This is a genomic window from Arthrobacter sp. NPDC056493, from assembly GCF_042795115.1.
In the GTDB taxonomy this organism is placed as follows: Bacteria; Actinomycetota; Actinomycetes; order Actinomycetales; family Micrococcaceae; genus Arthrobacter.
Genome location: NZ_JBHTSL010000074.1, coordinates 1 through 25,449, shown reverse-complemented (window position 1 = coordinate 25,449; position 25,449 = coordinate 1). Strand labels below are relative to the sequence as shown.

The 25,449-nt window shown below is 68.5% G+C and carries 20 protein-coding genes; 6 read left to right on the top strand and 14 right to left on the bottom strand.

The annotated features are described in order from the left end of the window. Window positions 1-92: 92 nt before the first annotated feature. From ACFQ50_RS21865 to ACFQ50_RS21855, 3 genes are read right to left on the bottom strand one after another with little or no spacing between them, the layout of a single operon-like run. Window positions 93-314, bottom strand: coding sequence for an SCO4848 family membrane protein (locus ACFQ50_RS21865; protein WP_377997724.1), 222 nt, complete (start codon window positions 312-314; stop codon window positions 93-95). Window positions 315-318: 4 nt separating this feature from the next. Then, on the bottom strand, window positions 319-816 hold the full coding sequence (locus ACFQ50_RS21860) for a DUF2505 domain-containing protein (RefSeq protein ID WP_377997723.1): 498 nt from the start codon (window positions 814-816) through the stop codon (window positions 319-321). Between the two features lie 47 nt (window positions 817-863). Beyond that, the gene (locus tag ACFQ50_RS21855) at window positions 864-2,444 is read right to left on the bottom strand and encodes an SDR family oxidoreductase (RefSeq protein WP_377997726.1); all 1,581 of its coding nucleotides are present in this window, start codon (window positions 2,442-2,444) and stop codon (window positions 864-866) included. A gap of 254 nt (window positions 2,445-2,698) precedes the next feature. Between ACFQ50_RS21855 and mfd the strand changes: the two genes are divergently transcribed. Together mfd and ACFQ50_RS21845 are read left to right on the top strand one after the other, a co-directional pair. Beyond that, window positions 2,699-6,487, top strand: a complete 3,789-nt coding sequence (gene mfd / locus ACFQ50_RS21850; RefSeq protein WP_377997722.1) for a transcription-repair coupling factor — start codon at window positions 2,699-2,701, stop codon at window positions 6,485-6,487. Between the two features lie 5 nt (window positions 6,488-6,492). Beyond that, complete coding sequence (locus tag ACFQ50_RS21845) at window positions 6,493-7,314, top strand: metal-dependent hydrolase (protein ID WP_377997721.1); 822 nt, start codon at window positions 6,493-6,495, stop codon at window positions 7,312-7,314. Window positions 7,315-7,389: 75 nt separating this feature from the next. Here the strand turns inward: ACFQ50_RS21845 and ACFQ50_RS21840 are convergent, their stop codons facing one another. From ACFQ50_RS21840 to nirB, 6 genes are all read right to left on the bottom strand, one after another. After that, window positions 7,390-7,623, bottom strand: a complete 234-nt coding sequence (locus tag ACFQ50_RS21840; protein ID WP_377997720.1) for a hypothetical protein — start codon at window positions 7,621-7,623, stop codon at window positions 7,390-7,392. A 46-nt stretch (window positions 7,624-7,669) separates the two neighbouring features. Beyond that, window positions 7,670-8,425 carry a deoxyribose-phosphate aldolase gene (gene deoC, locus ACFQ50_RS21835; protein WP_377997719.1) on the bottom strand — a complete coding sequence of 252 codons (756 nt, stop codon included), beginning with the start codon at window positions 8,423-8,425 and terminating at the stop codon, window positions 7,670-7,672. Between the two features lie 83 nt (window positions 8,426-8,508). Continuing rightward, window positions 8,509-9,366 carry an FAD-dependent oxidoreductase gene (locus ACFQ50_RS21830; RefSeq protein WP_377997718.1) on the bottom strand — a complete coding sequence of 286 codons (858 nt, stop codon included), beginning with the start codon at window positions 9,364-9,366 and terminating at the stop codon, window positions 8,509-8,511. 268 nt (window positions 9,367-9,634) lie between these two features. Continuing rightward, on the bottom strand, window positions 9,635-10,801 hold the full coding sequence (locus tag ACFQ50_RS21825) for a uroporphyrinogen-III synthase (RefSeq protein ID WP_377997725.1): 1,167 nt from the start codon (window positions 10,799-10,801) through the stop codon (window positions 9,635-9,637). A 14-nt stretch (window positions 10,802-10,815) separates the two neighbouring features. Continuing rightward, window positions 10,816-11,850: a uroporphyrinogen-III C-methyltransferase gene (gene cobA / locus ACFQ50_RS21820; protein WP_377997717.1), complete on the bottom strand. Its 1,035-nt coding sequence runs from the start codon at window positions 11,848-11,850 to the stop codon at window positions 10,816-10,818. 2 nt (window positions 11,851-11,852) lie between these two features. Next, on the bottom strand, window positions 11,853-14,498 hold the full coding sequence (gene nirB, locus ACFQ50_RS21815; RefSeq protein WP_377997716.1) for a nitrite reductase large subunit NirB: 2,646 nt from the start codon (window positions 14,496-14,498) through the stop codon (window positions 11,853-11,855). Between the two features lie 295 nt (window positions 14,499-14,793). Here nirB and nirD point away from each other — a divergent pair, with 295 nt between their 5' ends. Continuing rightward, entirely contained in the window at window positions 14,794-15,156 is a 363-nt protein-coding gene (nirD, locus tag ACFQ50_RS21810) for a nitrite reductase small subunit NirD (RefSeq protein ID WP_377997715.1), read from the top strand. Here nirD and ACFQ50_RS21805 read toward each other — a convergent pair whose 3' ends face one another. Continuing rightward, window positions 15,157-16,941, bottom strand: coding sequence for a phospho-sugar mutase (locus ACFQ50_RS21805; RefSeq protein WP_377997714.1), 1,785 nt, complete (start codon window positions 16,939-16,941; stop codon window positions 15,157-15,159). Between the two features lie 132 nt (window positions 16,942-17,073). On the opposite strand from ACFQ50_RS21805, the gene ACFQ50_RS21800 reads away from it, so the two are divergent. Next, the gene (locus tag ACFQ50_RS21800) at window positions 17,074-17,568 is read left to right on the top strand and encodes an RrF2 family transcriptional regulator (protein WP_377997713.1); all 495 of its coding nucleotides are present in this window, start codon (window positions 17,074-17,076) and stop codon (window positions 17,566-17,568) included. Window positions 17,569-17,583: 15 nt separating this feature from the next. Here the strand turns inward: ACFQ50_RS21800 and ACFQ50_RS21795 are convergent, their stop codons facing one another. Beyond that, on the bottom strand, window positions 17,584-18,402 hold the full coding sequence (locus ACFQ50_RS21795; protein ID WP_377997712.1) for a purine-nucleoside phosphorylase: 819 nt from the start codon (window positions 18,400-18,402) through the stop codon (window positions 17,584-17,586). Between the two features lie 117 nt (window positions 18,403-18,519). On the opposite strand from ACFQ50_RS21795, the gene ACFQ50_RS21790 reads away from it, so the two are divergent. Both ACFQ50_RS21790 and ACFQ50_RS21785 read left to right on the top strand, forming a co-directional pair. Next, complete coding sequence (locus tag ACFQ50_RS21790) at window positions 18,520-19,935, top strand: NAD(P)H-quinone dehydrogenase (RefSeq protein WP_377997711.1); 1,416 nt, start codon at window positions 18,520-18,522, stop codon at window positions 19,933-19,935. A 181-nt stretch (window positions 19,936-20,116) separates the two neighbouring features. Next, the gene (locus tag ACFQ50_RS21785) at window positions 20,117-20,491 is read left to right on the top strand and encodes a hypothetical protein (protein ID WP_377997710.1); all 375 of its coding nucleotides are present in this window, start codon (window positions 20,117-20,119) and stop codon (window positions 20,489-20,491) included. Window positions 20,492-20,555: 64 nt separating this feature from the next. On the opposite strand, the gene ACFQ50_RS21780 is transcribed toward ACFQ50_RS21785, so the two are convergent. The 3 genes from ACFQ50_RS21780 to ACFQ50_RS21770 form a co-directional block, all read right to left on the bottom strand. Further along, window positions 20,556-21,263, bottom strand: a complete 708-nt coding sequence (locus ACFQ50_RS21780) for a hypothetical protein (RefSeq protein WP_377997709.1) — start codon at window positions 21,261-21,263, stop codon at window positions 20,556-20,558. Window positions 21,264-21,769: 506 nt separating this feature from the next. Next, window positions 21,770-23,332 (bottom strand): FAD-dependent oxidoreductase, encoded by a 1,563-nt coding sequence (locus tag ACFQ50_RS21775; protein ID WP_377997708.1) that lies wholly within the window; start codon window positions 23,330-23,332, stop codon window positions 21,770-21,772. Beyond that, on the bottom strand, window positions 23,329-25,449 hold a 2,121-nt coding region (locus ACFQ50_RS21770; RefSeq protein ID WP_377997707.1), incomplete at its 5' end, for a molybdopterin oxidoreductase family protein. The genes ACFQ50_RS21775 and ACFQ50_RS21770, both read right to left, overlap by 4 nt.

Genomic DNA, 25,449 nt, shown 5'->3' with positions numbered 1-25,449 from the left:
GCGAGCTTTGTTACCTGTTTACCCTTGTGGGGGTGTTTGTTTTTTGTGTCTCCCAAACCCGGTTTTGGAAATGACAAACCCGCGGACCCCAATCAGCCGACGAGGGCAGCGATTCCGATCCCGGCCGTGGCCGCGCCCAGCACCATGGATACCGTGACCAGGACCACGTGGACGGTGAGGAACTTCGTGGCCTTGCCGGCGGTGTCCCGTGCCCGCGGGTCCTTCATGACGCGGCGCAGGAACTGCGGCCGCACCGCCAGGGACCAAAGGCCCGAAACGATCAGGACCAGCGCAATGAAGGCAGGGACGTCCACGGAACTAGTGGCTTTCGAGCCAGGCCTGGGCCTGCTGCGACTGGATGTTCAGAGCCTTGCCCACCATGGGCTCGGCGGCGTCGGCGATCTTGCCGCCCAGGAACGGCACGGAGGACGTGACGTTGCCTTCGAGTTCAACCCGCGTGCTGCCGCCGTCAGCAACGAGACGCTGGACCGCGGACACGTCGATCGGCGCGCCGGCGATCTTCAGGGAGATGGTGCTCTGGCGCGAACCGTCGGCTGCCGGGGCTTCCCAGTTTTCCACCTGGGTCACCTTGAGGCTCTCGCCGACGAACTTGCGGGCGATTTCCGGCAGGCGGGTCGTGGGGAGGGTGCGCACCGAAGTGGTGCTGAACTCTCCGGCGGTGTCGCCGGTCACGGTGAAGGATTCGAGGCTGCCGCCGACGAACTCGCTGGTGTGGCGCTGGAAGTCCTCGTTCGCGAAGACTGCGGTGACGCTGTCGACGCCGTGGGGAAGGGTGGTGGATGCACTCAGTGCCATTGATCCTCCGTCGTAGTGGGGTCAGAACGGTTTTTGCTCACCACATCCTACGGGCTTGGCCGCGCTTCCCCGGCACCGGGACGTCCGGCACCGTGCTCTGCGGCGCCGGATTTCTCCTCGGCGGACAGCCTCCGGGCCGCCGCGGTAATGTTGCGGGACATGGCCGGGAAGATGATGCTGTGGAACGGAAGGACGGCAAGCCAGTAGAGCCGCCCGCTGAGTCCTTTGGGGAAGAAAATCGCCCGCTGGCGGTAACGGCTTCCGGCGCCGTCGGGCTCCACGCAGAGCTCCAGCCAGGCGCGTCCCGGGGCACGCATTTCTGCCCGGAGCCGGAGCAGGCGGCCGCGCTCTATCCGTTCCACGCGCCACCAGTCCACCACTTCTCCGGCCACCAGATGGTGCGGATGCCGCCGTCCGCGGAGCAGGCCCGCTCCACCCGAGAGCTTGTCCAGCCAGCCGCGGACGCTCCACGCCAGCGGGAGCGAGTACCAGCCGTTGCGGCCGCCGATCCCCTCGATGATCGTCCACACGCGCCGCGGATCCACGTCGCTGGCAAAGGTCCGCTCATCGACATAGACCCGGTGCCCGGCCCAGCCGGGGTCGCTCGGTAGCGGGTCGGCATCGGCGCCGGCGTTGGCCCAGGTGGTTTCCACCTGGCCGTCGCGTTCCTTGCCGAGCGCCAGGCCCACGGCCCTGCGGTAGCCGGTCAGGCCGCCGTCGGGCTGCCTGATGAAGTTGTCGATGTCGTGTTCGGCCGAGACCGCGTCGTGCTGCAGGGACTGGACCAGCGGTACGGACATGGACAGCGGAATCGGGGTCACCAGGGCCACCCACAGTCCGGCCAGCCGGGGCGCCGGCACCGGCAGCGCCAGGACCGGGCGCGGCGGCAGGCCCGCCTCGGCCGCGTACTCCTTCATCATGCCGGCGTACGTCAGGACGTCCCGGGAGCCGATGTCGAAGGTGCGGTTGAGTTGTTCCGCCAGCGACGCGGCCCCGACGAGGTAGTAGAGCACGTCGCGGACGGCGATGGCTTCGATCCGGTTGCGGACCCAGCTGGGCGCCGGCATGAGGGGCAGGGTTTCGGCGAGATGGCGGATCATTTCGAACGACGCCGAGCCGGAACCGATCACCACTCCGGCCTGGAACACGATGGCGTCCACCGGGCCGGAGAGAAATACCTCGCCCACCGCTTCGCGGGAGCGCATGTGCGTCGACAGCGCCGTGTTGCGCGGGTGCAGGCCGCCCAGGTAGACGATCCGCCCGACAGATGCGGCCGCGGCGGCATTGGCCACAAGCCCGGCCATGGCCTTTTCCTTGGCCTCGAAACCGGAGCCCGCCGCCATGGAGTGGACCAGGTAATACAGGACGTCAACGCCCTGCAGGGCTTCCTCCAGGGCCGCGGAGTCGTCGAGGCTGCTGCGGATTACCTCCACGTCGTCCAACCACGGCACGCCGGCGATCTTCTCCGGGGACCTGACGAGCATCTTGACGCGGTGGCCGGCGTCCAGCAGCCGTGGGACCAGCCTGCCACCGATGTATCCTGTGGCGCCCGTGACCAGCACCGTCCGGGCAGCCGCCGTCTGATCGTCCGCCGTCCGGGCGTCGGGGCTGCTGCCGGCTCCAGCGATGCCGCCGGCGCTGCTGTCATTTCCGCTGCTGTCATTTCCGGTCTGGTCGCTCACGGGAGTCTCCTTGGGGCGGCGGCATGGCTGTGAACTTCGGGCTTTGCTGTATTCACCTGCTCAGCAAGCTTAGCAACGCGGCATCAGGGGCCCGGATGCCGCCTGCATGCCCGCAGGGGTAGGCTGGAAGCCCCGGCATTCGCAAGAATCTCGGCTTTTCGTGTTGCCTGCGTTCGAATGAGATTCCAGGAGATCCTGCCATGAGCCCCAGCGGCCAGCGCCCCAAAGGCCAGCCCACCGGCCAGTCCCTCAACGGACTGCCGCTCAACGGCCTGCGCCGTGTCCTTCATGCGGACAAGACGTTCGCCCGGGTGCAGGCCGAGGCCGGGCGGAGCTTCAGCATTCGCAGTGAGGACTACCAGATCAGCGCCCCGGCGGGCCTGCGGCCGGTGCTCCTGGCCGAGATGGCGGACGGCCTGCTGAACGCCGGCACTGGGAACGCCGCCGGCGACGCCAGCGCTGAAGCCGCTGCGCCCGGCGTGGTCCTGGCCGTGACGGCTACCGGACGCGAGGCCGAGGACCTTGCCGCCGCGCTCCGCGCCTACCTGCCGGCCAACGCCGTGGCCGAGTTCCCCAGCTGGGAAACCCTCCCGCACGAGCGGCTGTCCCCGCGTTCGGACACTGTGGGCCGCCGCTTGTCGGTCCTGCGGCGCCTCGCCCACCCCGAAGATTCAGCCCGTCCGGAAGGTTCAGCCCGTCCGGAAGGTTCAGCGCATGCTAAAAACGCGGCGCACCCGGAAAATGCAGCGGGACCTCTCCGCGTAGTGGTGGCCCCCGTGCGCGCCGTGGTCCAGCCAATTGTGGCCGGCCTGGGGGATCTTGTACCGGTGACGTTGAAGGTGGGCCAGGAGGCGCCCTTCAGCAGTGTCGTCAAGAACCTCGCCGACGCCGCCTACGCCAGGGTCGACATGGTGACCCGTCGCGGTGAGTTCGCCGTCCGCGGCGGCATGCTGGACGTCTTCCCGCCCACCGAGGACCACCCCATCCGGGTGGAATTCTTCGGCGACGAGGTGGACCAGATGCGCTGGTTCGCCGTCGCCGACCAGCGCTCGCTGTCCGCCCCCGGCGTGCACCACCCCACCGAACTCCACGCCCCGCCGTGCCGTGAAATCCTCATCACGCCCTCGGTCATGTCCCGGGCTGCCACGCTGAAGCCCCAGCTTCCCGCGGCTGCCGACATGCTGGAGAAGATCGCCGGCGGCATTGCCGTGGAGGGCATGGAATCCCTGGCGCCTGTCCTCGTGGACGCCATGGTCCCGTTCATGGAACAGCTGCCCGCGGGTTCCATCTCGGTGATCATCGAACCGGAAAAGGTCCGCACCCGCGCCCACGACCTCGCGGCCACGAATGAAGAATTCCTGGAGGCGGCCTGGTCCACGGCCTCGGACGGTGGAACGGCGCCGCTGGACCTCAGCTCGCAGGCCTCGGCAGCCCTGCATTCCGCCAGCTTCCGATCGCTCGCCGAGACCCGCTCCGCGGCCCTTGGGAACGACGTGTCCTGGTGGTCCATCACGTCGCTGGCCACGGACGAGGAGCTGACGCCGGATATCGACGTGCTCAACCTCCGCGCCCGCGAGCCGCGCGGTTACCAGGGCGATGTGGCCGAGATGATGGACTTCATCGGCTCGCACGTGCGGGACCAGTGGCGGATCGTCGTGGCCACCGAGGGCCCGGGGCCGGCGCAGCGCCTCGCCGAGCTGTTCCACGACGCCGACATCCCCTGCGCCCGGGTGGACACACTGGACCACGAACCCCAGGCGGGGATCATTGAGGTGACGACTGCCGCCGTCGGACGCGGTTTTGTCCTGGACGGACTGAAAGTCGGCCTCTTGACCGAGGCCGACCTGCTGGGCCGCACGTCGGCAGGCTCCACGAAGGACATGCGCCGCATGCCGTCCAAGCGGCGGAACGCCGTGGATCCGCTGCAGCTGGTGGCCGGCGACCATGTGGTCCACGAACAGCATGGCATCGGCCGGTTCGTGGAGCTCATCCAGCGCAAGGTCGCTGGTGGCGGAGACGGGGTGCGCGAATACCTTGTGCTGGAATACGCCCCGTCCAAGCGGGGCGCCCCGGGGGACAGGCTGTTCGTCCCCACCGACCAGCTGGACCAGGTGACGCGCTATGTCGGCGGCGACACTCCCGTGCTCAGCAAAATGGGCGGGGCGGACTGGGCCAGCACCAAGTCCAAGGCGCGCCGGGCGGTCAAGGAAATCGCTGGCGAGCTCATCCGGCTCTACTCGGCACGGATGGCCTCGCGCGGGCACGCCTTCGCACCGGACACACCCTGGCAGCGCGAGCTGGAGGAGGCCTTCCCGTACGTGGAGACCCCGGACCAGCTCACCACCATCAACGAGGTCAAGGCCGACATGGAGCGGGAGATCCCCATGGACCGGCTGGTCTCCGGCGATGTCGGCTACGGCAAGACCGAGATCGCCGTCCGGGCCGCGTTCAAGGCCGTGCAGGACGGCAAGCAGGTGGCCGTGCTGGTGCCCACCACCCTGCTGGCGCAGCAGCATTACGAGACCTTCACCGAGCGGTTCTCCGGCTTCCCGCTGCGGGTGAAGCCGCTGTCCCGGTTCCAGGCATCCAAGGAAGCCAAGGAAACGGCCGAGGGCGTGAAGAACGGGTCCGTGGACGTGGTGATCGGCACGCACCGGCTGCTGTCCAAGGACTTTGAGTTCAAGGACCTGGGCCTGGTGATCGTGGACGAGGAGCAGCGTTTCGGCGTCGAGCACAAGGAAGCGCTGAAGAAGATGCGCACCAACGTGGACGTCCTGGCCATGAGCGCCACCCCGATCCCGCGTACGCTCGAAATGTCGCTGACCGGCATCCGCGAAACGTCCACGCTGGCCACCCCGCCGGAGGAGCGCCACCCCGTGCTCACCTATGTGGGGCCGTACACCGACAAGCAGACCTCGGCCGCCATCCGCCGCGAGCTGATGCGCGAGGGCCAGGTCTTCTTCGTCCACAACCGCGTGTCCACGATTGAAAAGACCGCGGCCAAAATCCGCGAACTTGTCCCCGAAGCCAGGGTGGAGGTGGCACACGGCAAGATGTCCGAGAGCCGCCTGGAACAGATCATCGTGGACTTCTGGGAGAAGCGCTTCGACGTCCTCGTGTGCACCACCATCATCGAAACCGGCCTGGACATCTCCAACGCCAACACCCTGATCGTGGACGGCGCCGACAAGTACGGCCTGTCGCAGCTCCACCAGCTGCGGGGGCGCGTGGGCCGCGGCCGTGAACGTGCCTACGCCTACTTCCTCTACCCCTCGGAAAAGCCGCTCGGCGAAGTGGCGCTGGAACGGCTGAAGGCCGTGGCCACCCACAACGAGCTTGGCGCGGGCATGCAGCTGGCCATGAAGGACCTGGAGATCCGCGGGGCCGGCAACCTGCTCGGCGGGGAACAGTCCGGCCACATCCAGGGCGTCGGCTTCGACCTCTACATCCGGCTGGTGGGCGAGGCCGTGGCCGAATACCGGGGCGAAGCCGAGGAGAAGGCCGCCGAGATGAAGATCGAGCTGCCCGTCAACGCGCACCTGCCGCACGACTACGTGCCGGGGGAGCGGCTGCGGCTGGAGGCCTACCGGAAGCTGGCGTCAGCGCTCACCTACGAGGCCATCGACGAGGTCCTCGCCGAGCTCGTGGACCGCTATGGCGAGCCGCCCCTGCCCGCGCAGAACCTGGTCGCCGTCGCGCGCTTCCGGGTGGGTGCCCGCGAAGCCGGGCTCTCCGACGTCGCCCTGCAGGGAAACTTCATCCGGTTCTCCCCGGCGCAGCTGCCCGAATCGAAGACCATGCGGCTCAACCGCATGTACCCCGGCGCGCAGTCCAAGCCCGCCCTCGACGCCGTGCTCATCCCCAAGCCGAAAACGGCAAGAATCGGCGGCCGCGACCTGCAGGACGCCGAAATCCTGCACTGGGCCGACGGCGTCATCCGCAACATCTTCGCCGACGCCCCGGTCCCGCTCGAAGCCACGAAGGGCTAGCCGTGATGGGAGGACACCACGCCGCGTCAGGAGCCGCGGCGTGGGTGGCTGTTGCCGCGACGGGGCCGTACACGCTGGGCTGGTACCCGCTGGACGCCACCGGCGTGCTGATTGGCGGCATGGCGACGGCGGGCACCGCCCTCGTGTGCGACTGGGACCACCGCTCCAGCACGGTGGCACACTCGTTGCCGCCGCTGTCAAACGTGATCGCCGTGGGCATCGAGAACGCCAGTGGCGGCCACCGGCAGGGCACGCACTCGGTGCTGGGGGCGGCCATGTTTGTGCTGCTCGCCGCGGTCGCGGCGCAGATCCAGCTGGACACGCCGTGGGGTGTGCTGTCCGTCGGCGCCGGGCTGCTGTGCATGTTCATGATCAACATCGCGGCCAAGGCGCTGAAGCTGTTTCCGAAGTCCGGGTGGATCACCAACTGGGTCTTCGCCCTGGCCATGGCCGGCCTTGTGACCTGGTTCGCGCCCCACCAGTGGACGTGGCTGCCCATGTCCATGTTGATCGGCGTCGTGGTCCACATCGTGGGAGACATGGTGACCGTCGGAGGTGTTCCGCTCCTCTGGCCGCTGGTGATCAAACCGCCAAAGTTCCTGCGCCGGATGTGGGTGCTGAGGAACTTCTGGCGGCCCAACGGCGCCTTCTCCATCCCGCTGCTGGGCCGGGCAGGGTCCCGGCGGGAGTGGCTGGTGCTGATCCCGGTGAGCGGCTACGCCATGGTGGGAATGTCCCTCGCGGCATGGTCACTGGCGGGTACCCACTTCCCTGCGGCGCTGGCCCTGGCCGGCCGGCTGGCCAGCAGCCTGCTCGGACTGCCCTGAGATCGGACTGCCATAAACAGAGTTAAAAAGCCGAAGCCCCGGAGTCCGGGGCTTCGGCTTATTGTGAAGCGAGGCTTAGTATTCGCCGGCCGAATCGGAGCGGCCGGTGATGGTCTGCGGGATCCAGAACGCGAGGGCGAACAGGCCAAGGCACACAGCCATCGGCCAGGGGTTGCCCAGCGTCAGGAAGGACAGCGAGTAGATGGCACCCAGGAACAGGGCCATGATCACCACGAAGAGAACGACGCTGCCGGCCAGGGGGTTCTCGTTCTGCGGCGTCTTTACCTGCTGATCAATCTTGCTGGACATTCATTCCTCCTCGGCCCCGCGGGGCTCAAACTGTGGCTGCCGCCGGTCAGTACGCGGACGAACCCTGTTCGCCTTTGACGATTGCAATACCGGAGCTGGCGCCAATACGTGTTGCACCTGCAACAATCATAGCCTGTGCGTCCTCGAGGGACCGCACGCCCCCGGACGCCTTGACGCCCAGGTCCGGGCCCACAGTGCGCCGCATGAGGGCGATGTCTTCGACAGTGGCGCCGCCGCCGTTGAAGCCCGTGGAGGTCTTGACGAAGTCGGCGCCGGCCTCCACGGCCGCTTCGCAGGCCAGGACTTTCTGGTCATCGCTGAGCAGGGCGGTCTCGATGATGACCTTGAGGATGGACTCACCGGCGTGGACGGCTTCAGCGACAGCATTGATATCGTCCACCAGGGCACCCTTGTCCGAGGCCCTGGCCGCAGCGATGTCGATGACCATGTCCACTTCGTCCGCACCGTCCAGAACGGCCCCGCGTGCCTCGAACACCTTGACGTCGCTGGGCGTGGCGCCCAGCGGGAACCCGACAACGGAGCACGTGAGCACGCCGGTGCCCCTGAGGGCAGTCTTTACCGTCTTGACCCACACCGGGTTCACGCACACGGACTTGAACCTGTACTCAGCAGCCTCGGCACACACCTTGAGGATGTCCGCCTCGCTGGCCTCCGGCTTCAGCAGTGTGTGGTCGATGTACGAAGCGATGCCCGGCGCCCCGCTGTCCTCACCGGTACGTCCGCCGGGAGATCCTGCGGGGCTGGTTGCCGTGCCCGTTCCGGGGCTGGCTTCGTTGCTCATGCTGGTCCTTTCCACGGGCCTTTGGCCGAAGGCGCCCAGGGTGTCGCGGCGTCCTTGCGAACCATCCTGCCACAGCAGGAACGCTACGCGGCCGTGGCCAGCTGCCCCACGGAAAGCGCCGCCATGAGCTCGGCGGCGCAGACGCCGGCAGCGGACCCGGACGCAACCAGCAGACCCAGCCGCACGCCGTCGAACGCTGCCGCATCCCCGATGGCCCAGATGCCCGGCACGGAGGAGCGGAAGTCGCGGCCGACGACGATCCCGCCTGCCGCCGCCGTCTTCACCCCGGCGGCGGCAGCCAGGCCGTCCCGGGGCGTGCGGTCCTCGGCGAGGACCACGAGGTCGCCGTTCATGCGGCTGCCGTCCTCGAAGACGATGCCGGCGGCCGGCAGCACGGAGCCGGCAAGCGTCGGCACGACGGCGGCGGGGCGGGCAGTGGTGCGGACGGGCCGGACGCCGCGGGCACGGAGCACCGCTTCGGCCTGGCCGGCGGCGGGACCGGTGCCCACCAGGATGCCCAGCGGCCTGCGCCCGAGGACCCGGGTGACTTCCTTGACGGCGTGGCCGATCCTGGCGGCGTCGTCGATGGTGGAGTAGCTGAGGCAGCGGCCGGAGCCGTCCACCGGCGAGTCCACCGGGGCCGATCCGGTGGCGATGACCAACTGGTCGTAGCCGAATTCCATGCCGTCGGCGGTGGTGACCACTTTGGCCGCGGCGTCGATGTGGCTGGCGGGCTGGCCGAAGCGTACGGAGACGAACGGCAGGGCGGCCAGTTCCAGCAGGCCGTCAGTGGCGTCGTCGCGGCTGCTCAGCACGGTGACTGTGCCGGGGAACTGTGCTGCGGCGAGCTGGGCCACGAGCGCCTGGGCGGCCGGGCCTGCCCCGGCGATGAGGATTCGCGATGCGGTATCGGTGGACGGAAACTGTGCCGGAGCGGACATGTGCGGGCCCTTTCGAATGCTGCACCAGGCGGGCCGATCGGGGGCCCTGTTGTGCTGATGGGACCCAGCTTAGGGGGAGCGTTTTTCGCGGGTGTTTCCCGGCCGTTGCGGAATTGTCCCCGGCTGTTCGCTGCTTTTTACCACCCGGCAACAAAAGGGAGTTTTTGTCCAGATATCGCGCCCTAAGCCACGTTTTGGGGCCATTATCTGGACAAAAACTCCCTCTGTTAGTCGCATCACACCGCTGTCGATGCTTGGCGCGTGTCCGCTAGACGCGGATGCGGTAGCCGCGCTTCACCACCGTTTCCACGAGCTTGCCGTCGGGCAGGGAGGACCGCAGCCGGCTGACCGTCATGTCCAGCGCGTGCACCGAGCCGCGCAGTTCCAGGAGTTCGGAAAGGGACTCCCGGGACAGGACCGCCCCGCCGGCGCCCAGCAGCGCGCGGAGCAGCAGCAGCGGCGCCGGGGCGATCTCCACCGCCTCGCCGTCGATGCGCAGCGACCGGCCGTGCAGTTCCACGTTTCCGGAGCGTGTATCCAGGCGGCGGACATGGTTCAGTGCGAGGTGCTCGCACACCAGCCTGATCAGCGCGCCCATCCGGAACCGCTCCGGCACCAGCGGGGTGATGCCGGCGTCGAGCAGCGGCTGCGCGGTCACCGGACCAACGACGGCGGTCGTTACGGTGGTCTTGAGGCTCTCCACGAGCTGCTTGTACAGCCCCATCTCGTGGGCCGTGCTCCACATGGCATCCACAGCGGGGGCACTGGTGAACGTCAGGACGTCCAGGTTGCCGCTGCACGCAGCCTCGATGAGGCGGGGGAGGCGGTCGGCGCCGTCGGGCTTCACCCAGCGGTACGGGGTCACGGTCAGGACCGTGGCTCCGGACATGCGCAGCCGCTCCAGCTGGCGGACATCGGTGTATCCGTGCAGCTGCACTGCCACTGTCTTGCCACGCACGCCTTCGGCCAGCAGCATGTCCACCAGCGTTGCGGTGGTCTCGTCACTGCTGATTCCGACGTCGGCAAGGCCGGCCGCGCGCACGGCGCCACGGGCCTTGGGCCCGCGGACGAACATCCGGCAGGCGCCCAGAGTTTCCAGCAGCTCCTCACCGATGCCCGACGCGTCAGCCGCCTCGCACCAGCGGCGCATGCCGTAGGCGGTGGTGGCGATGCAGAGGTCGGGCTTGGCCGCGATGATCGCCTTCGTGTCCTCGATGAGGCTGATGTCCTCGTTCACCGGGGCGATCTTCAGGGCCGGGGCATGCAGGACCTCGGCGCCGCGGCGTTCCAGGGCCTCGATGAGGTCCCGCGAACGGCGGTGGGACGTCACACCGATCCGGAAACCCTCCAGCGGGGCCTCGGCGGCCGCCTCCGGAGCCGTTTCGGTGATCGCCGTTTCGGCGGGTGCTGTTTCAGTGGGGGCCAGTGCATTCATTGTGTTCATGCCTATCACGAACCCAGCAGCGAGGCCGCCAGGCGGTCGAGCTCCGCCGCGGCCTCGGCATGCCCGCGGTTGGCCTCAGCCACCCGCACCACCTCGCCGATCACCAGGACGGCAGGGTTGCTGCAGCCGGCGGCGGCACTTGCGATGTTTCCCAGTTCCGCGATGGTGGTCTTCTGGCCCGGCCGGTAGCCGCGCTCCACCACAGCCATGGGCATTTCGGTGCGCATCCCGGCGCGGCGCAGGCCGGCGGCCAGCTGGTGCAGCGTGCCGATGCCCATCAGCACCACGATGGTTCCGCCCAGGCCGGCCAGGTGCGTGAGTTCCTTTTCCGTGAGCGGCGCGTGGCCGGACACGACCGTGAACATGTGGCTGACTTCACGGTGCGTCACGGGGATGCCGGCGGCAGCAGGTACGGAGATGGCGCTGGTGACACCGGAAATGACGCGGACGGGGACGCCGGCGGCGACGCAGGACGCAACTTCCTCCCCGCCGCGGCCGAAGACGTACGGGTCGCCGCCCTTGAGGCGCACCACGTTATTGCCCTCCAGCGCGGAAGCGACCATCAGCTTCTCGATGTCACCCTGGCTCACCTTGTGGTGTCCCGGGCGCTTTCCGACGTCGACCAGTTCGGCCGAGGTGAGGGACGCCAGCTCCTGGTACGGGGCCAGCCGGTCGTAGAACACGACGTCGGCGTCCCGGAGGGCCTTGACGGCGGCCACCGTCAGCAGTTCGCCGGTGCCCGGTCCGCCGCCAACCAGCGTGACGTGGCCGGCCCGGCCGGCGGCCGGTTCTGCCGCCACCGGAATGCCGGCGGCGCGGCAGCGGTCCAGCAGCGGTTCCCAGCCGGCCTGGCCGTCGTCCACCGCCGCGACGAGGAACGGGCGCTCGGGCAGGGGGCCGTCGTGCCCGGCACCCTGCGGGGTGCTGAGGCGGGAGACGACGGCGCCGGCTGCCTCGTAGCGGCGGACGGCCTGCCGGGCGGCGAAATCCGAGCCGGTGACCAGGACGTCGCGGCCGGTGAGATCAATGCTGAGCTGCATGCCTATACCTCGTTCGTGTCCAGCAGTTCCGGGGTGGAGGGCCTTACGGGGATGGAGGCCCCGATCAGCACCTTGCCTTTTTCCTCAGCCGTTGCCGGGCGCATCTGGCCGCGCTCGTCCGGGACGAAGGTGATGGAATCGTCCTTCTGGTCGGGGGCGTTGACGAAGGAGCGGAACCGGCGCAGGCGCTCGGGGTCCTTCAGGGTGTCTGCCCACTCATCGATGTAGGTGTCGACGTGCTTGGCCATGGCGGCCTCAAGGTCCTCGGCGATGCCCAGGGTGTCCTTCACCACCACGTCCTCGACGTGCTTGATGCCGCCGTCGAGCTCCTCCTGCCAGCGCGCGGTGCGCTGCAGGCGGTCCGCGGTGCGGATGTAATACATGAAGTAACGGTCGATGTACTTGATCAGGGTCTCGTCATCCAGGTCCTTGGCCAGCAGCTGGGCGTGGGCCGGGGTGGCACCGCCGTTGCCGCCGACGTACAGGTTCCAGCCGTCGGCGGTGGCGATCACGCCGACGTCCTTGCCGCGGGCCTCGGCACATTCACGGGCACAGCCGGAGACGCCCATCTTCAGCTTGTGCGGGCTGCGGAGACCGCGGTAGCGGAGCTCCAGCTGGATGGCCATGGCCACCGAGTCCTGGACGCCGAAGCGGCACCAGGTGGAACCGACGCAGGACTTCACCGTGCGCAGGCTCTTGCCGTAGGCCTGGCCGGATTCGAAGCCGGCGTCCACCAGTTCCTTCCAGATTTCCGGGAGCTCCTCCAGCCGGGCACCGAACATGTCGATGCGCTGGCCGCCGGTGATCTTGGTGTAGAGGTTGTACTTTTCGGCAACGGCTGCGATGACGCCGAGCTTCTTGGGGGTGATCTCGCCGCCGGCAATGCGGGGGACCACCGAGTAGGTGCCGTCCTTCTGCATGTTGGCCAGCGCACGGTCGTTGGTGTCCTGCAGGGTGCCGCGGCCGGCGTCGAGGACGTAGGCGCTGTTCTGGCTCGCGAGGATGTTGCCGATGGTCGGCTTGCAGATGTCGCAGCCGGCGCCGGTGCCGTACTTGGCCATGATTTCTTCGAAGGAGGTCAGTTCCAGGACGCGGATGGCGTCGAACAGCTCCTGCCGTGATAGCTCGATGTGCTCGCAGAGGGCCTTGGAAACTTCGACGCCGGACTTGGTCAGCTCGGTTTCCAGCAGCTTCTTGAGCATCGGCACGCAGGAACCGCAGCTGGTTCCGGCGCGGGTGCAGCCCTTGAGCTCGCCGAGTTCCTGGACGGGCGCATTGCCGTCGCAGGCGCCGCAGCCGTTGACAGTGTCGCGGATGGTTCCGGCGGTGACGTTGTTGCAGGAACACAGGATGGCGTCGTCCGGCAGTTCGGTTTCGGGGGCGTCGCCGCCGCCTGCAGCGCTGAGGAACGCGCCGGGTTCGGCGGGAAGCTCGCGGCCCAGGAGCGGGCGAAGGCTCATGTACGGCGAGGCGTCGCCGACGAAGATGCCGCCCAGGAGGGTCTTGGCATCATCGGTGGTGACGATCTTCTGGTAAACGCCGCGGGCGGGGTCCGCGTAGACAATCTCCAGTGAGTGCTCGGTCCGGGCAAAGGCATCGCCGAAGCTGGCAACGTCCACGCCGGAGAGCTTCAGCTTGGTGGCGGTGTCGAAGCCGGGGAAGGTGGCGTCTCCGCCGTGCAGGCGGTCGGCCACGATTTCGGCCATGGTGTTGGCGGGGGCCACGAGGCCCAGGCACATGCCTTCGAAGTTGGCGACCTCGCCGATGGCCCAGATGCCGGAAACCTGGGTGGCGCAGTAGTCGTTGATGACCACGCCGCCGCGGGGGCCCAGGTCGAACAGGGACTCTTCGCCTTCGGCGGCGCGGAAGAGTTCGTCGCGGGGCTTGACGCCGATGGCAACGATGACGATGTCGGCCTGGATGATGCGGCCGTCGGCCATCAGCACACCGGTGACCTGGCCGTCGTCGTCCGCCTGGATTTCGGACGGGAACACGCCGCCGTGGACTTCGAAGCCCTTCGCCTCGATGAGGCGGCCCAGCGCCTGGCCGGCGCCCTCGTCGAGCTGGGTGTTCATGAGCCAGGGGGCGCCGTTGATGACGACGGGGGTGGCGCCGAGCTGTTCGGTGCCGGCCGCGGACTCGAGGCCCAGGAGGCCGCCACCGATGGTGACGGCGTTGACCTTGCGGCCGAGCTTTGCGGTGAGTTCAGCGATGGACTTGTTGATGGCCCAGACATCTTCGAGGGTGCGGTAGACGTGCACGCGCTCGGCGCCGGGCAGCGGGAGCCGGGCGGCGTCAGATCCGGTGGCGACCACCAGCTCGTCGTATTCATAGGTGTTGCCGGCGGCGGTTTCAACGGACTTGCCGGCGGTGTCGACCTTCACCACGCGCTCGCCGGTCTGGAGGGTGAGCGACTCGTGGTCCCACATGGAAGCCGTACCCAGCGTTAGATCAACGGTGCTGTCCGTGAGGGCCTTGCTGAGGGCAACGCGGTCATAGGGCAGGTGGGCTTCCTCGGTCAGAACAGTTACCTGCCAGCCTTCGAGGCCGCGGGCATGCATGGCATCCGCAAAACGGTGGGCTGCAGGGCCGCCGCCGGCGACCACAATGCGGCGCGGAGTCGATGAGGTTGAAGTCTGTTCGGTCACTGTGGGCCTTTCGCTGGGCCGCAGACGGTGCTCTGCAGCTTGTGCATCCAGCCTAGGGAGGCGCAGTTTCGCTTCAGTTTCCCAATTGTTTCGTGAACTTAACTTCTGCATCACGGGATTGTTTCGGGCCATGTGAGGTGTCTTTTACGTTCTTGACACATTGACTGCACCCCGTCGAAACACCGTCACCCTAGCTTTGTTATACGGCCGCAGCGGCGGCAAAAGCAGGCGAAATTACACGTCTCGCAGGACCGGCCCGCCGCCGGAAAGCACGCAAAAGGGAGAGGAGCCGGACATGACGGCAACACTGGAACTTGAGGATCTCGCCACCGGATACGCAGGCTGGCACCGCGTCTGCGCAGTGGAGGACCTGGAACCCGCCTGGGGCGAAGCCGCACTCGTGGCTGGCCGGCAGGTGGCCGTGTTCCGCACCGCCCCCGGTGAGGTTTTCGCCGTCGCCCAGGAAGACCCGGCCACCGGCGCGTTCGTCATGGCACGCGGCATCCTCGGCTCACGCGGCACGCGCCCCACCATCGCCTCGCCGCTGCACAAGGAGGTCTACGACCTCGAGACCGGCGAATGCTTCGGCAACGCGGACCTGCGCCTGGCCGCCTTCAGCACGCGCATCGTGGACGGCTTCATCGAGGTTGAGCTCTAGTCAGAGTCCCAGCGCCTCGCGCACGTCAGTGAGCACGTGGTCCAGCGCGGCCCTGGCCGCCAGCCGGGCTTCGGGCAGTTCAGCGGCCGAGCCGACGCTTCGAATGACCTCGAGGTAGCACTTGAGTTTCGGCTCCGTGCCGCTTGGCCGGATGATCACGCGGCTGAGGTCGCGGGTCACATACAGCAGCCCGTCGGTCGGAGGCAGCTGCTCGCTGCCTTCGGCCAGATCCACGAACGACTCCACGGCCGAACCGCCAAACGATTCGGGCGGGTTCACGCGCAGCCTGTTCATCATGGCATCCAGCAGGCCGAGGTCACCCACACGGATGTTCAGCTGGTCGCTCGCGTGGAGCCCGTGGACCAGATACAGTTCGTCCAGGGTGTCGAAGATCGTCTTGCCCTCCGCCTTGGCGGCGGCCGCGAGTTCCGCGATCAGCACCGCGGCGGACAGCCCGTCCTTGTCGCGGACCAGGTCCGGCGCAACACAGTAGCCCAGCGCCTCCTCATAGCCATAAACAAGGCCCGGCACCCGGGAAATCCACTTGAACCCGGTAAGCGTCTCCTCATGCGCATACCCGGCTGCCGCGGCGACGCGTGAAAGCAGCCGCGACGAAACAATCGAATTGGCGAACACGCCGCCGGCCGCGCCTGCGCCGGCCCCGTCCGCCCCGGCAGCGCCTGCCCCGGCAGCGTCCGCACCGGAGGCTGCCAGCCGCGCCACGACGTGCGCCCCCAGCAGGGCGCCCACTTCATCGCCCCGCAGCATCCGCCACGCACCCGTGTCCGGATCCTTCGCGGCCACAGCGGCACGGTCCGCGTCCGGGTCGTTGGCCAGGACAATATCCGCGTCCACCTGCATCGCCGTCCCAAGGGCCAGGTCCAGGGCGCCGGGTTCCTCCGGGTTGGGAAAACTGACGGTGGGGAAGTCCGGGTCCGGCTCGGCCTGCTCGCTGACCAGCGTCACGTCGGTGAACCCGGCCGCCTGGAGTACGGAGACCGCCGTCGTTCCACCTACGCCATGCAATGGCGTCAGGACGATCTTCAGCTCCCGGGCCGGGAAGAGCCGGCCGTCGGCCAACCCTGCGGTGGCGGCCTCGTAGTCCTGAACGATCCCGGCGTCCAGGACTGTCCATCCGTCCTGGGCCAGGGGAATCGAGGCGAGATCGCCCACGTTGCTGATTTCGGCGGCGATCCGGGCGTCGTACGGCGCCACGATCTGCGCACCCCGGCCGCTTTCCTCCACCGCATGCCGGCCGAGGTACACCTTGTAGCCGTTGTCCTGCGGAGGGTTGTGGCTGGCAGTGACCATCACGCCGCCGTCGCATTCCAGCGCCCGGACCGCATAGGCCAGCAGCGGCGTCGGCAGGGCCGCTGGCATGACGAACGTCTCGATTCCCGCCGCGGTGAACACCGCCGCCGTCTCCGCGGCGAAGATGTCTGAGTTGTAGCGGGCGTCATAGCCGACGACGGCGCGTGGCCGTGTGCCGGGCGCAGCGTCCTCCACCGTCCGGACCAGGAATCTTGCCAAGCCCGCCGCTGCGCGGCGCACGACGACGCGGTTCATCCGGTTGGGTCCCGGTCCCAGGGCGGCCCGCAGGCCGGCCGTTCCGAACTGCAGCGTTCCCCGGAAGCTGTCTTCGAGGTCCTGCCGGGCGGCAGGCGTGCCGGCCTCGGTGAGCTTCACGAGTTCGGTCAGCGTTGCCGCGGTGCGCGGGTCCGGGTCCTGCGCGGCCCAGGCACGGGCGTCGTTGAGCAGCTGCAGATCGGCTTCGGAAGACGTCATGGATACCAAACTATCGTCAAAGTACGGTGGAGCTATGCCTCACGGGGCTGCCGGCCCGTCATGACGCGGCCTGTTCGAAGCGCTTGGAAGGCTCCTTGACAGCAAAAATTCTGGACACGTAGCGTCTGGGTTGTGAAGTTGAACCAGGGGGTGGAGTGGGCCCTCCACTGCTGCGTCAACTTGGCGTGGGCACCTGTGGGGGAGCCGATCAGCAGCGGCCGGCTCGCCGAGCTGTACAAGCTTCCGCCGGCGTACCTGAACAAGCAGCTTCAGTGCCTGGTCCGGGCGGGCGTCCTGCAGTCCGTGTCCGGCCCCAAGGGTGGGTTCCAGCTGGCGCGCCGTGCCGACCGGATCTCAGTCCTGGACGTGGTGCTGGCCATCGAAGGCCGGGACCTGGCATTCCGCTGCGACGGCATCCTGGCGAACTGCCCGGGCAGTGACGCGGACGAGGACTATCTCCGGAGCTGCATCATTTCGCAGTCCATGCGCCAGGCGGAGCTGGCCTGGCGCACCGAACTCGCGCGGCAGAGCGTGGCTGGCATGGCGCAGTCCCTTGAGCGGCGCTTTCCCCAGGCCCGTGTCGACGCGCTCGCCCAACTCCTCGCCACGAACGGCGGGCGGGACTAGAGCCGGGCAGGACAGCTAGAGCCGGCGGATGATTTCCGCCAGCAGCTTGGAGATGCGCGGCCCGGCAGCGTGTCCGGCTTCGAGTACCTCCGCATGGCTCAGCGGCGTCTGGCTGATGCCGGCCGCGAGGTTGGTGACGAGCGAGATGCCGAAGACCTCCATGCCGGCGTGCCGGGCGGCGATAGCTTCCAGCGCCGTCGACATGCCCACAAGGTCGGCACCGATCCGTTTGGCGTACTGCACCTCGGCCGGCGTCTCGTAGTGCGGCCCGGTGAACTGGGCGTAGACACCTTCGTGCAGGGACGGGTCCACCTCGCGGGCCAGGTCCCGGATCCGCGATGAGTACAGGTCAGTCAGGTCCACGAAGGTGGCGCCCTCAAGCGGGGACGTCGCGGTGAGGTTGATGTGATCTTTGATGAGTACGGGGGTGCCTGGCGCCCAGTCTTCGTTGAGCCCGCCACAGCCGTTGGTGATCACCAGGGTCCGGCAGCCGGCGGCGGCCGCGGTGCGGACGCCGTGGGCGACGGCCCGGACGCCCTTGCCCTCGTAGTAGTGGGTGCGGGCGCCGAGGACCAGGGCGCGCTTGCCCTCCCGGGTCAGCACGGAACGGATCGTGCCGACGTGCCCCTCCACGGCGGGAGCCGAAAAGCCGGGGACCTCCGAAGCCGCCAGCGTCGCGGTGGTCTCGCCGATGAGGTCGGCGGCCTCCGCCCAGCCGGAGCCCAGCACCAGGGCGATGTCGTGCGCTTCGACACCGGTCTCGGACGCGATGTAGTCCGCGGCCGTGCGCGCTGCCTCGAAGGGATCCGTGTTCAGGAATTCTGTTGTGCTCACCCGGTCCAAGCTACCGTGCAGGACCGGGTGCGGACAGCAGAAACGCGCCCCGCCGGGCTGCCCGCCCGGCCCCGGCCGGTTGGTGGTCCTGCACAGGATGCGCGAGAATGGCTAACTGTGACTATGCATCCTGATTTCAGTGCCCCCCGCATCGCAATTCTCGGCGGAGGTCCGGGTGGCTATGAAGCCGCCATGGTGGCCGCCTCGCTGGGAGCCGTAGTCACCATCATCGAGCGGTCCGGTCTGGGCGGCTCCGCTGTGCTGACCGACGTCGTGCCGTCCAAGACGCTGATCGCGACGGCGGACCTGATGACCCGCGTCAGCGTGGCGGGGGAGCTGGGGGTCAAGTTCGACGTCGACGGCGGCGACTTCGTTCCGGTCATGCGCGCCGATCTCAAGCACATCAACGACCGCCTGCTCGGGCTCGCCCGCCAGCAGTCCCTCGACATTCAGACCGGTCTGGAGCACCAGAACGTCCGCATCCTGAACGGCTCCGGCAAGCTGGTCGACAACCACACCATCGAGGTCCTGACCGCCGACGGAACCGAAACCGTTGAGGCTGACGCCATCCTGCTGACCGTCGGGGCGCACCCGCGGGAACTGCCCACGGCACGGCCGGACGGCGAGCGGATCCTGAACTGGGCGCAGATCTACAACCTGGACGAGCTGCCGGAGGAACTGATCGTGGTGGGCTCCGGCGTGACCGGCGCCGAGTTCGCTTCCGCCTACAACGGCCTGGGCTCGAAGGTCACCCTGATCTCCAGCCGCGACCGCGTGCTTCCGGGTTCCGACACGGACGCTGCAGAGGTGCTGGAAGAGGTCTTCGAACGCCGCGGCGTGAAGGTGCTGTCCCGTTCCCGCGCCGAAACAGTCGAGCGGACCGACGACGGCGTGGTGGTAACCCTCGGGGACGGCTCCAAGGTGACCGGCAGCCACTGCCTTGTCTGCGTGGGCTCCATTCCCAACACGGCCGGCATCGGCCTGGAGGAAGCCGGCGTGGCGCTCACCGAAAGCGGCCACATCAAGGTGGACGGCGTGTCCCGCACCACCGCCCCGAACATTTACGCCGCCGGTGACTGCACCGGCGTCCTGGCGCTCGCCTCCGTCGCCGCCATGCAGGGCCGGATCGCGATTGCGCACTTCCTGGGCGACCAGGTGACCCCCATCAAGCTGCACCAGGTGGCGTCCAACATCTTTACGTCGCCGGAAATCGCGTCCGTGGGCGTGTCCGAGGCCGAGATCGACTCCGGCAAGTACCAGGGCGACATCATCAAGCTGTCCCTGCAGAGCAATGCCCGCGCCAAGATGCGCAACGTTAAGGACGGCTTCGTCAAGATCTTCGCCCGCAAGGGCTCGGGCACCGTGATCGGCGGCGTGGTGGTGGGTGCCAACGCGTCGGAGCTGATCTTCGCCATCTCGATCGCAGTGAAGCAGAAACTGCACGTCGACGACGTCGCCAGCACTTTCACTGTGTACCCGTCACTGAGCGGCTCCATCTCCGAAGCGGCACGGCGCCTGCACGTGCACATGTAGGCAGCACACGAACCTGTGAATGGCAGGCTTCTCCTAGTCGCTAGCGGCGGAGCTGAGTAAAATTCAGACTGTCGATCCCCGGGATTGGCGGCGCCGGGCTCCGACAGACCGATCCACCAGCGGTCAGCTATGCGGAGATTATTCTTCCGAACGGTCGGACCGCGGAAGCCAGGAGCGTGCCATGATCACTGTTCAAAAAGCCGCAATAAACACCGCGCTCGTAGCGGCCCTCGTGGGCGGCGGTGCCTATCTCGCCATGGGTTATCCCGTCATTGCCTCGTCCACAAACGGCACGGGAAGCCAGTCCAGCACGGACTCCGCCAAAGGTGGCCACCAGGCCAACGGGATCACCGAGCAGCTGCTGACGGGGAGCACTGCCACCCGGGTGACGAACGCGGTGCTGGCGGCCAACCCCGGCGCAACGGTTCTCCGGGTTGAGACCGACGCCGAGGGGGCGGTCTACGAAGCGCACATCACGAAAGCTGACGGCTCGCGGGCGACAGTGAAGCTGGACGGTTCCTTCAACATCACCGCCACGGAAGCCGGACGACGGTAAATCCGGCGGGTACAGGCAGAGGGCCCGATCATGACATCGGGCCCTCAGTCGTTATGTCCGCAACTCAGGAACAGGCGTACGGGGGAACGGCGTCGCCGGGCGTGAAGGGCTCGAACCAGTGCCGGATGTCCAGGTTTCCCAGATTCTGTTCGACGCCGGTGTCCGCTTCGCCGGCACCGTCCGCGTACAGGGTTTCTGAGTCGGCGTCCTCCAGCAGGACTTCCTCCACGATGGCCCGCCACTCCCCGGGGAGGTCCAGTTCGTAGATGTCCTCCGTGATCCTGGCCTGATCGAGGAGGCAATGGACCGCGAGTTCGCCCGCGAGGCAGCCGGGAGCGGTCCAGCCGCGGGCAAGGGATGCGGTGACGTCCGAGGCCACCACAATGAACCGCTGCGTGAACTTCGCGTCGTAGCTGGACGCGAACTGCGGGGGCAGCGAGGACAGCACAGACGTTCCGGCGATGGCCGCGGGTGTGACGGTGTCCAGTTCATGCAGCGTGCCCAGGTCGCGGAACAGCTGGTCGATGAGGATGCTGGACGAATTCCACAGCAGGCCGGCGAGCAGGCGCGCCTGGCGCACGGACCGCTCCCGCTCGTCGGGGCTGGCGGCGGCCATCTCGGCAAGATCCTCGGGGTCGAACTGGAGCCTCTGCTCGGCGGTCATGTCGTCGGGGTGCGGGTCCAGGCCCAGAAGCTCGAGGCCCAGGCCGGTGAGCTTTTCGGAATCGGCCAGCAGTTCTTCGGTGATGTCGTCGTCTTCGTCGGCATTCATGATCCCGATGCTACCGGCCACGGGCGGCAGGCCCGATTTGTGTGACGCGGCAGCTCAGGGGTGGCCTGGCAGGGCCAACGCACGCCGCCGTCCAGACAGTATGACGTCCGCGCCGCGCGTTCTTCCAGACACGCTGCATCGACCAGTTCGCGTTTTCCTATGGGTTCTTGCAGCTCGACGGTCACGGGAACGACGTCGTTTCCCTGACAGGTGTAAGCACCTGGCGGCAACCGTCGGACATCGGCCCGGATCAGGATCCGTTCCGGCTCAACCTGCGCCCGGGGGTCAAGCACACTCCCGGTGTGTTGGGCGGCGCGGTGCAACTGCAGAAGAGGAGAACCGTCACCACCAGTGCGCCGACCAGCAGATGTCTTGGACAGGAGTGCTCCACCTCGGCCTCCACGTGACAAACCCCGATCGGGCCGGCGGTCACTGCCGCCGGTGTCCGTAGTATGGCACGTCTGGTGCCCGCTCCATAGGGCAGGTCCGGTCACCCGGCAGCGGCCTCAGGCGGCAGCCCCCTGAAAGTGCTTCTCGATCAGCCCCTTGATGTCCTCGTGGCAGCCGCCGCAGCCGGTGCCCGCACGGGTGGCGGCGGAAACCTCGGCCACGGTGGAGCAGCCGCCGGCGACGGCGTCGGCAATCTTGCCTCCGCTCACGCCGGCGCAGCGGCACACCGTGCTCTCGGGGTCGCTGGAGGCGCCGGCCGACGCGAGCTGGTCGGGTCCGTCGAGGCGCAGGAGCAGGGACCGGTCTGCGGGCAGTTCGGCGCCGCGTTCGAAGAGTTGCACCAGCTCTCCTGCGGTGCGCGGCATGCCCACGGTGACCAGTCCTTCCAGCACTCCGCCGCGGGTGGTCATCTTCACGTAGCGCCCGTGTTCCGGGTCCGCCCACTGTGCGATCTGCAGGCGCGGCCTGCCGTTCACGGCCCCGGCCGTGAGGATTTCCTCATCCCAGGGATCCGCGGAGTTGTCCCCGGCCACAGCCATGTTCATGCCGCGGGCCTTCAGCACGATGACGCCGGGCTTTTCCTGGGGGAGCGGGGGCAGCGAGTCGGCGTCCTCCGCGTCACCCTCGGACAGCAGCAGGAGGTATTCGGCGAGCCATTCGGCCTGCCGCCAGCCGGGTCCCACCAGGCCGGACGGTCCCCGCGCGGTGCGGCACTCGATGCAGGCCGGATCCGGGCAGCGGACCTCGGCGCAGTCACCGATGGCGAAGATATGCGGCTCGTGGTGTGCGCGCAGCCGGTGGTCGACCAGGATGCCTGTCCCGGTGGAGAGCCCGCAGCCTTCGGCGAGCTCAATGCGCGGGCGGACGCCGCAGGACAGGACCAGCAGGTCGCCGTCGATCGCCGATCCGTCGTCGAGCAGCAAAGCCGAGAATCCGCCGTCGGCCGCGTTGTGCTCAATGCCCGTGGAACGGGCGTTGCCGGCCACCCGGACGCCGCAGTTGCGCAGGCTCGCCGCCAGCACGGCGCCGCCGCCGCGGTCGATGTTGCGGCCCAGCGGGTGGGGTCCGTTGTGAACCACGGTGACCGTGGCGCCCTCCTCCGCGGCCGCGAGGGCGGTCTCAAGCCCCAGCACGCCGCCGCCCAGGACCACCACGCGCTTGCGGCCTTCCACTGCCTGGCGCAGCACCTCGGCGTCCCGGAGGTCGCGGAGTGCCGTGACACCCGGCGGGAGGACGGGAGCGGCAGGGTCCGGGTTCAGCCCGGTGAGGTTGGGGACCACGGGCCGTGAACCGGTGGCAAAGACCAGCCGGTCATAGTGGGCGGAGGTGCCGTCGGAGAGGATGACGGACTGCCGTGCGCGGTCCACGCGCCGGACCTTCACGCCCAGCCTGACGTCCACGCCGTCGGCCACCAGTGCTGCGGCGTCGGCGAGGGCCAGGGCCTCGGGCGTGGTGCGGCCAACTCCCAGGTCGGCCACCAGCACGCGGTTGTACGCGGCCTCGGTTTCCTGGCCGATGACCGTCAGCCCCACCTGCCCGGCGCGCAGTGCCGGCAGCAGTTCGTCGACCAGCCGCGCCGCCACCGGACCGAATCCGACAATAACAATCTGCTCGCTCATGAGGCCTCCGCTGTCTGAAGAACACTGGTGCTCGGGGTGGCCGCTGCCAGCCGGACCCATACTTTGTTGAACTTGAATTCGGGCATCCCCGAGATGGGATCCGTGGCCGCTTCCGTGAGCCGGTTCGCGCTCTCCAGTTCGGGAAAGTGGAACGGCAGGAAGACGGTTTCGGGGCGGATGCCGGTGCTGAGCTCGGCCCGGCAGACCACTTCGCCGCGCTCATTCGCCACCGAGACCTCCGCGCCGTCCGTGATGCCCATGGCCGCGGCGGCCGCCGGATGGATCTGCATCCTGGCTTCGGGCTGCGAGGCCAGGAGTTCGGCCACCCGCCGCGTCTGGGCGCCCGACTGGTAGTGCTCCAGCAGGCGGCCGGTGATGAGGGTCATGGGCTTGGCGGCAGGATCGGGGTTTGCCATCGGAGTACGACGGCGGCGGGGTGCCACCGGGGTCATGACCGCCTTGCCGTCGGCGTGGGCAAAGCTGTCCAGGAACATGCGCGGCGTTCCGGTGCTGCCGGCGGGGTAGGGCCAGTACGCGGCCGCGCCGCTGTCCAGCATGGCGTAGTCGATGCCGGAGTAGTCCGCCGCGCCGCCGGCGGATGCCAGGCGCAGTTCCTCGAAGACCGTCTCCGGATCGTCGCTGTAGGTGGACGGTGCGTCCAGGGCCTCGGCCAGCCGGGCCATGATCCACAGCTCGCTGCGGGCGCCGGCGGGCGGCTGGATCGCCTGGCGGCGGCGGAGGACGCGGCCTTCGAGGTTGGTCAGCGTGCCTTCCTCCTCGGCCCACTGAAGGACCGGCAGAACGAGGTCGGCCTCGGCCGCGGTCTCGGACATGAAGAAGTCGCAGACCACCAGGAAGTCCAGGCTGCGGAGCCCGCGGATGACGGCGTTGGCGTCCGGCGAGGCGACCGCGATGTTGGAGGCGTGCACAAAAAGGCACCGGACGCCGTCGGGCTGTCCCAGTGATTTGAGCAGCTGCACGGCCGGCAGGCCGGGGCCCGGGATGAGCGACTCGGGAACGTTCCAGACCTTTGCCATGTGGGCGCGGGCAGCGGGGTCGGTGATCTTGCGGTAGCCGGGCAGCTGGTCGGCCTTCTGGCCGTGCTCGCGGCCGCCCTGGCCGTTGCCCTGGCCCGTGAGCGTGCCGTAGCCGCTGCGGGTGCTGCCGGGCAGGCCCAGCAGGAGGCTGAGGTTGATGGCTGCCGTGGCGGTGTCGGTACCGTCCACGTGCTGCTCCACGCCGCGGCCGGTGAGGATGTAGCTGCCGCCCTGGCGGGCGCCGCTGGCCAGCCGCCGGGCCGTCTCGCGGATGAGCTCGGCGGGAACGCCGGTGATGGACTGGACCCGCTCCGGCCAGTAGGCGTTGACGGACCGGACCACGGCGTCGAAGCCGCCGGTGCGCGCCTGGATGTAGTCGGCGTCGAGGAGGCCCTCATGGATCACCACGTGGGAAATACCCAGCAGGAGCGTGAGGTCGGTGCCCGGAAGGGCCTGCAGGTGGAGGCCGCCGCCGTCGGAGGTGAACGCGGCCGTGGCGGAACGCCGCGGATCCACCACGATGAGGCCGCCGGCGTCGCGGACGCCCTGCAGGTGCTGGACGAACGGCGGCATGGTCTCGGCGACGTTGGAGCCGAGCATCAGGATGGTGCTGGCCGTATCCAGCGCCTCAAGCGGGAAGGGCAGCCCGCGGTCCAGGCCGAAAGCCCGCATGCCTGCGGCAGCCGCGGACGACATGCAGAACCGGCCGTTGTAGTCGATCCGCGAGGTGCCCAGCGCGAGGCGGGCGAACTTGCCCAGCTGGTAGGCCTTTTCGTTGGTGAGGCCGCCGCCGCCGAAGACGCCGACGGAGTCCGCACCGTACCTGGCGCGTGCGTCCTTGACGGCTGAGGTGACGCGGCCCAGTGCCTCGTCCCAGGAGATGGGGCGGAAGACGCCGTCGGGCCCCTTGAACATGGGCTCGGTGACGCGTCCGGGGTGCTGCAGGAGCGATGCCGACGTCCACCCCTTGCGGCACAGGCCGCCGCGGTTGGTGGGGAAGTCACGTCCGCTGACCTCGAGGGCGGGCCCCTCGATGCCCGGGGCTGGTTGTGCCGGCGCCGCCGGCACGGGGCCTGGCCC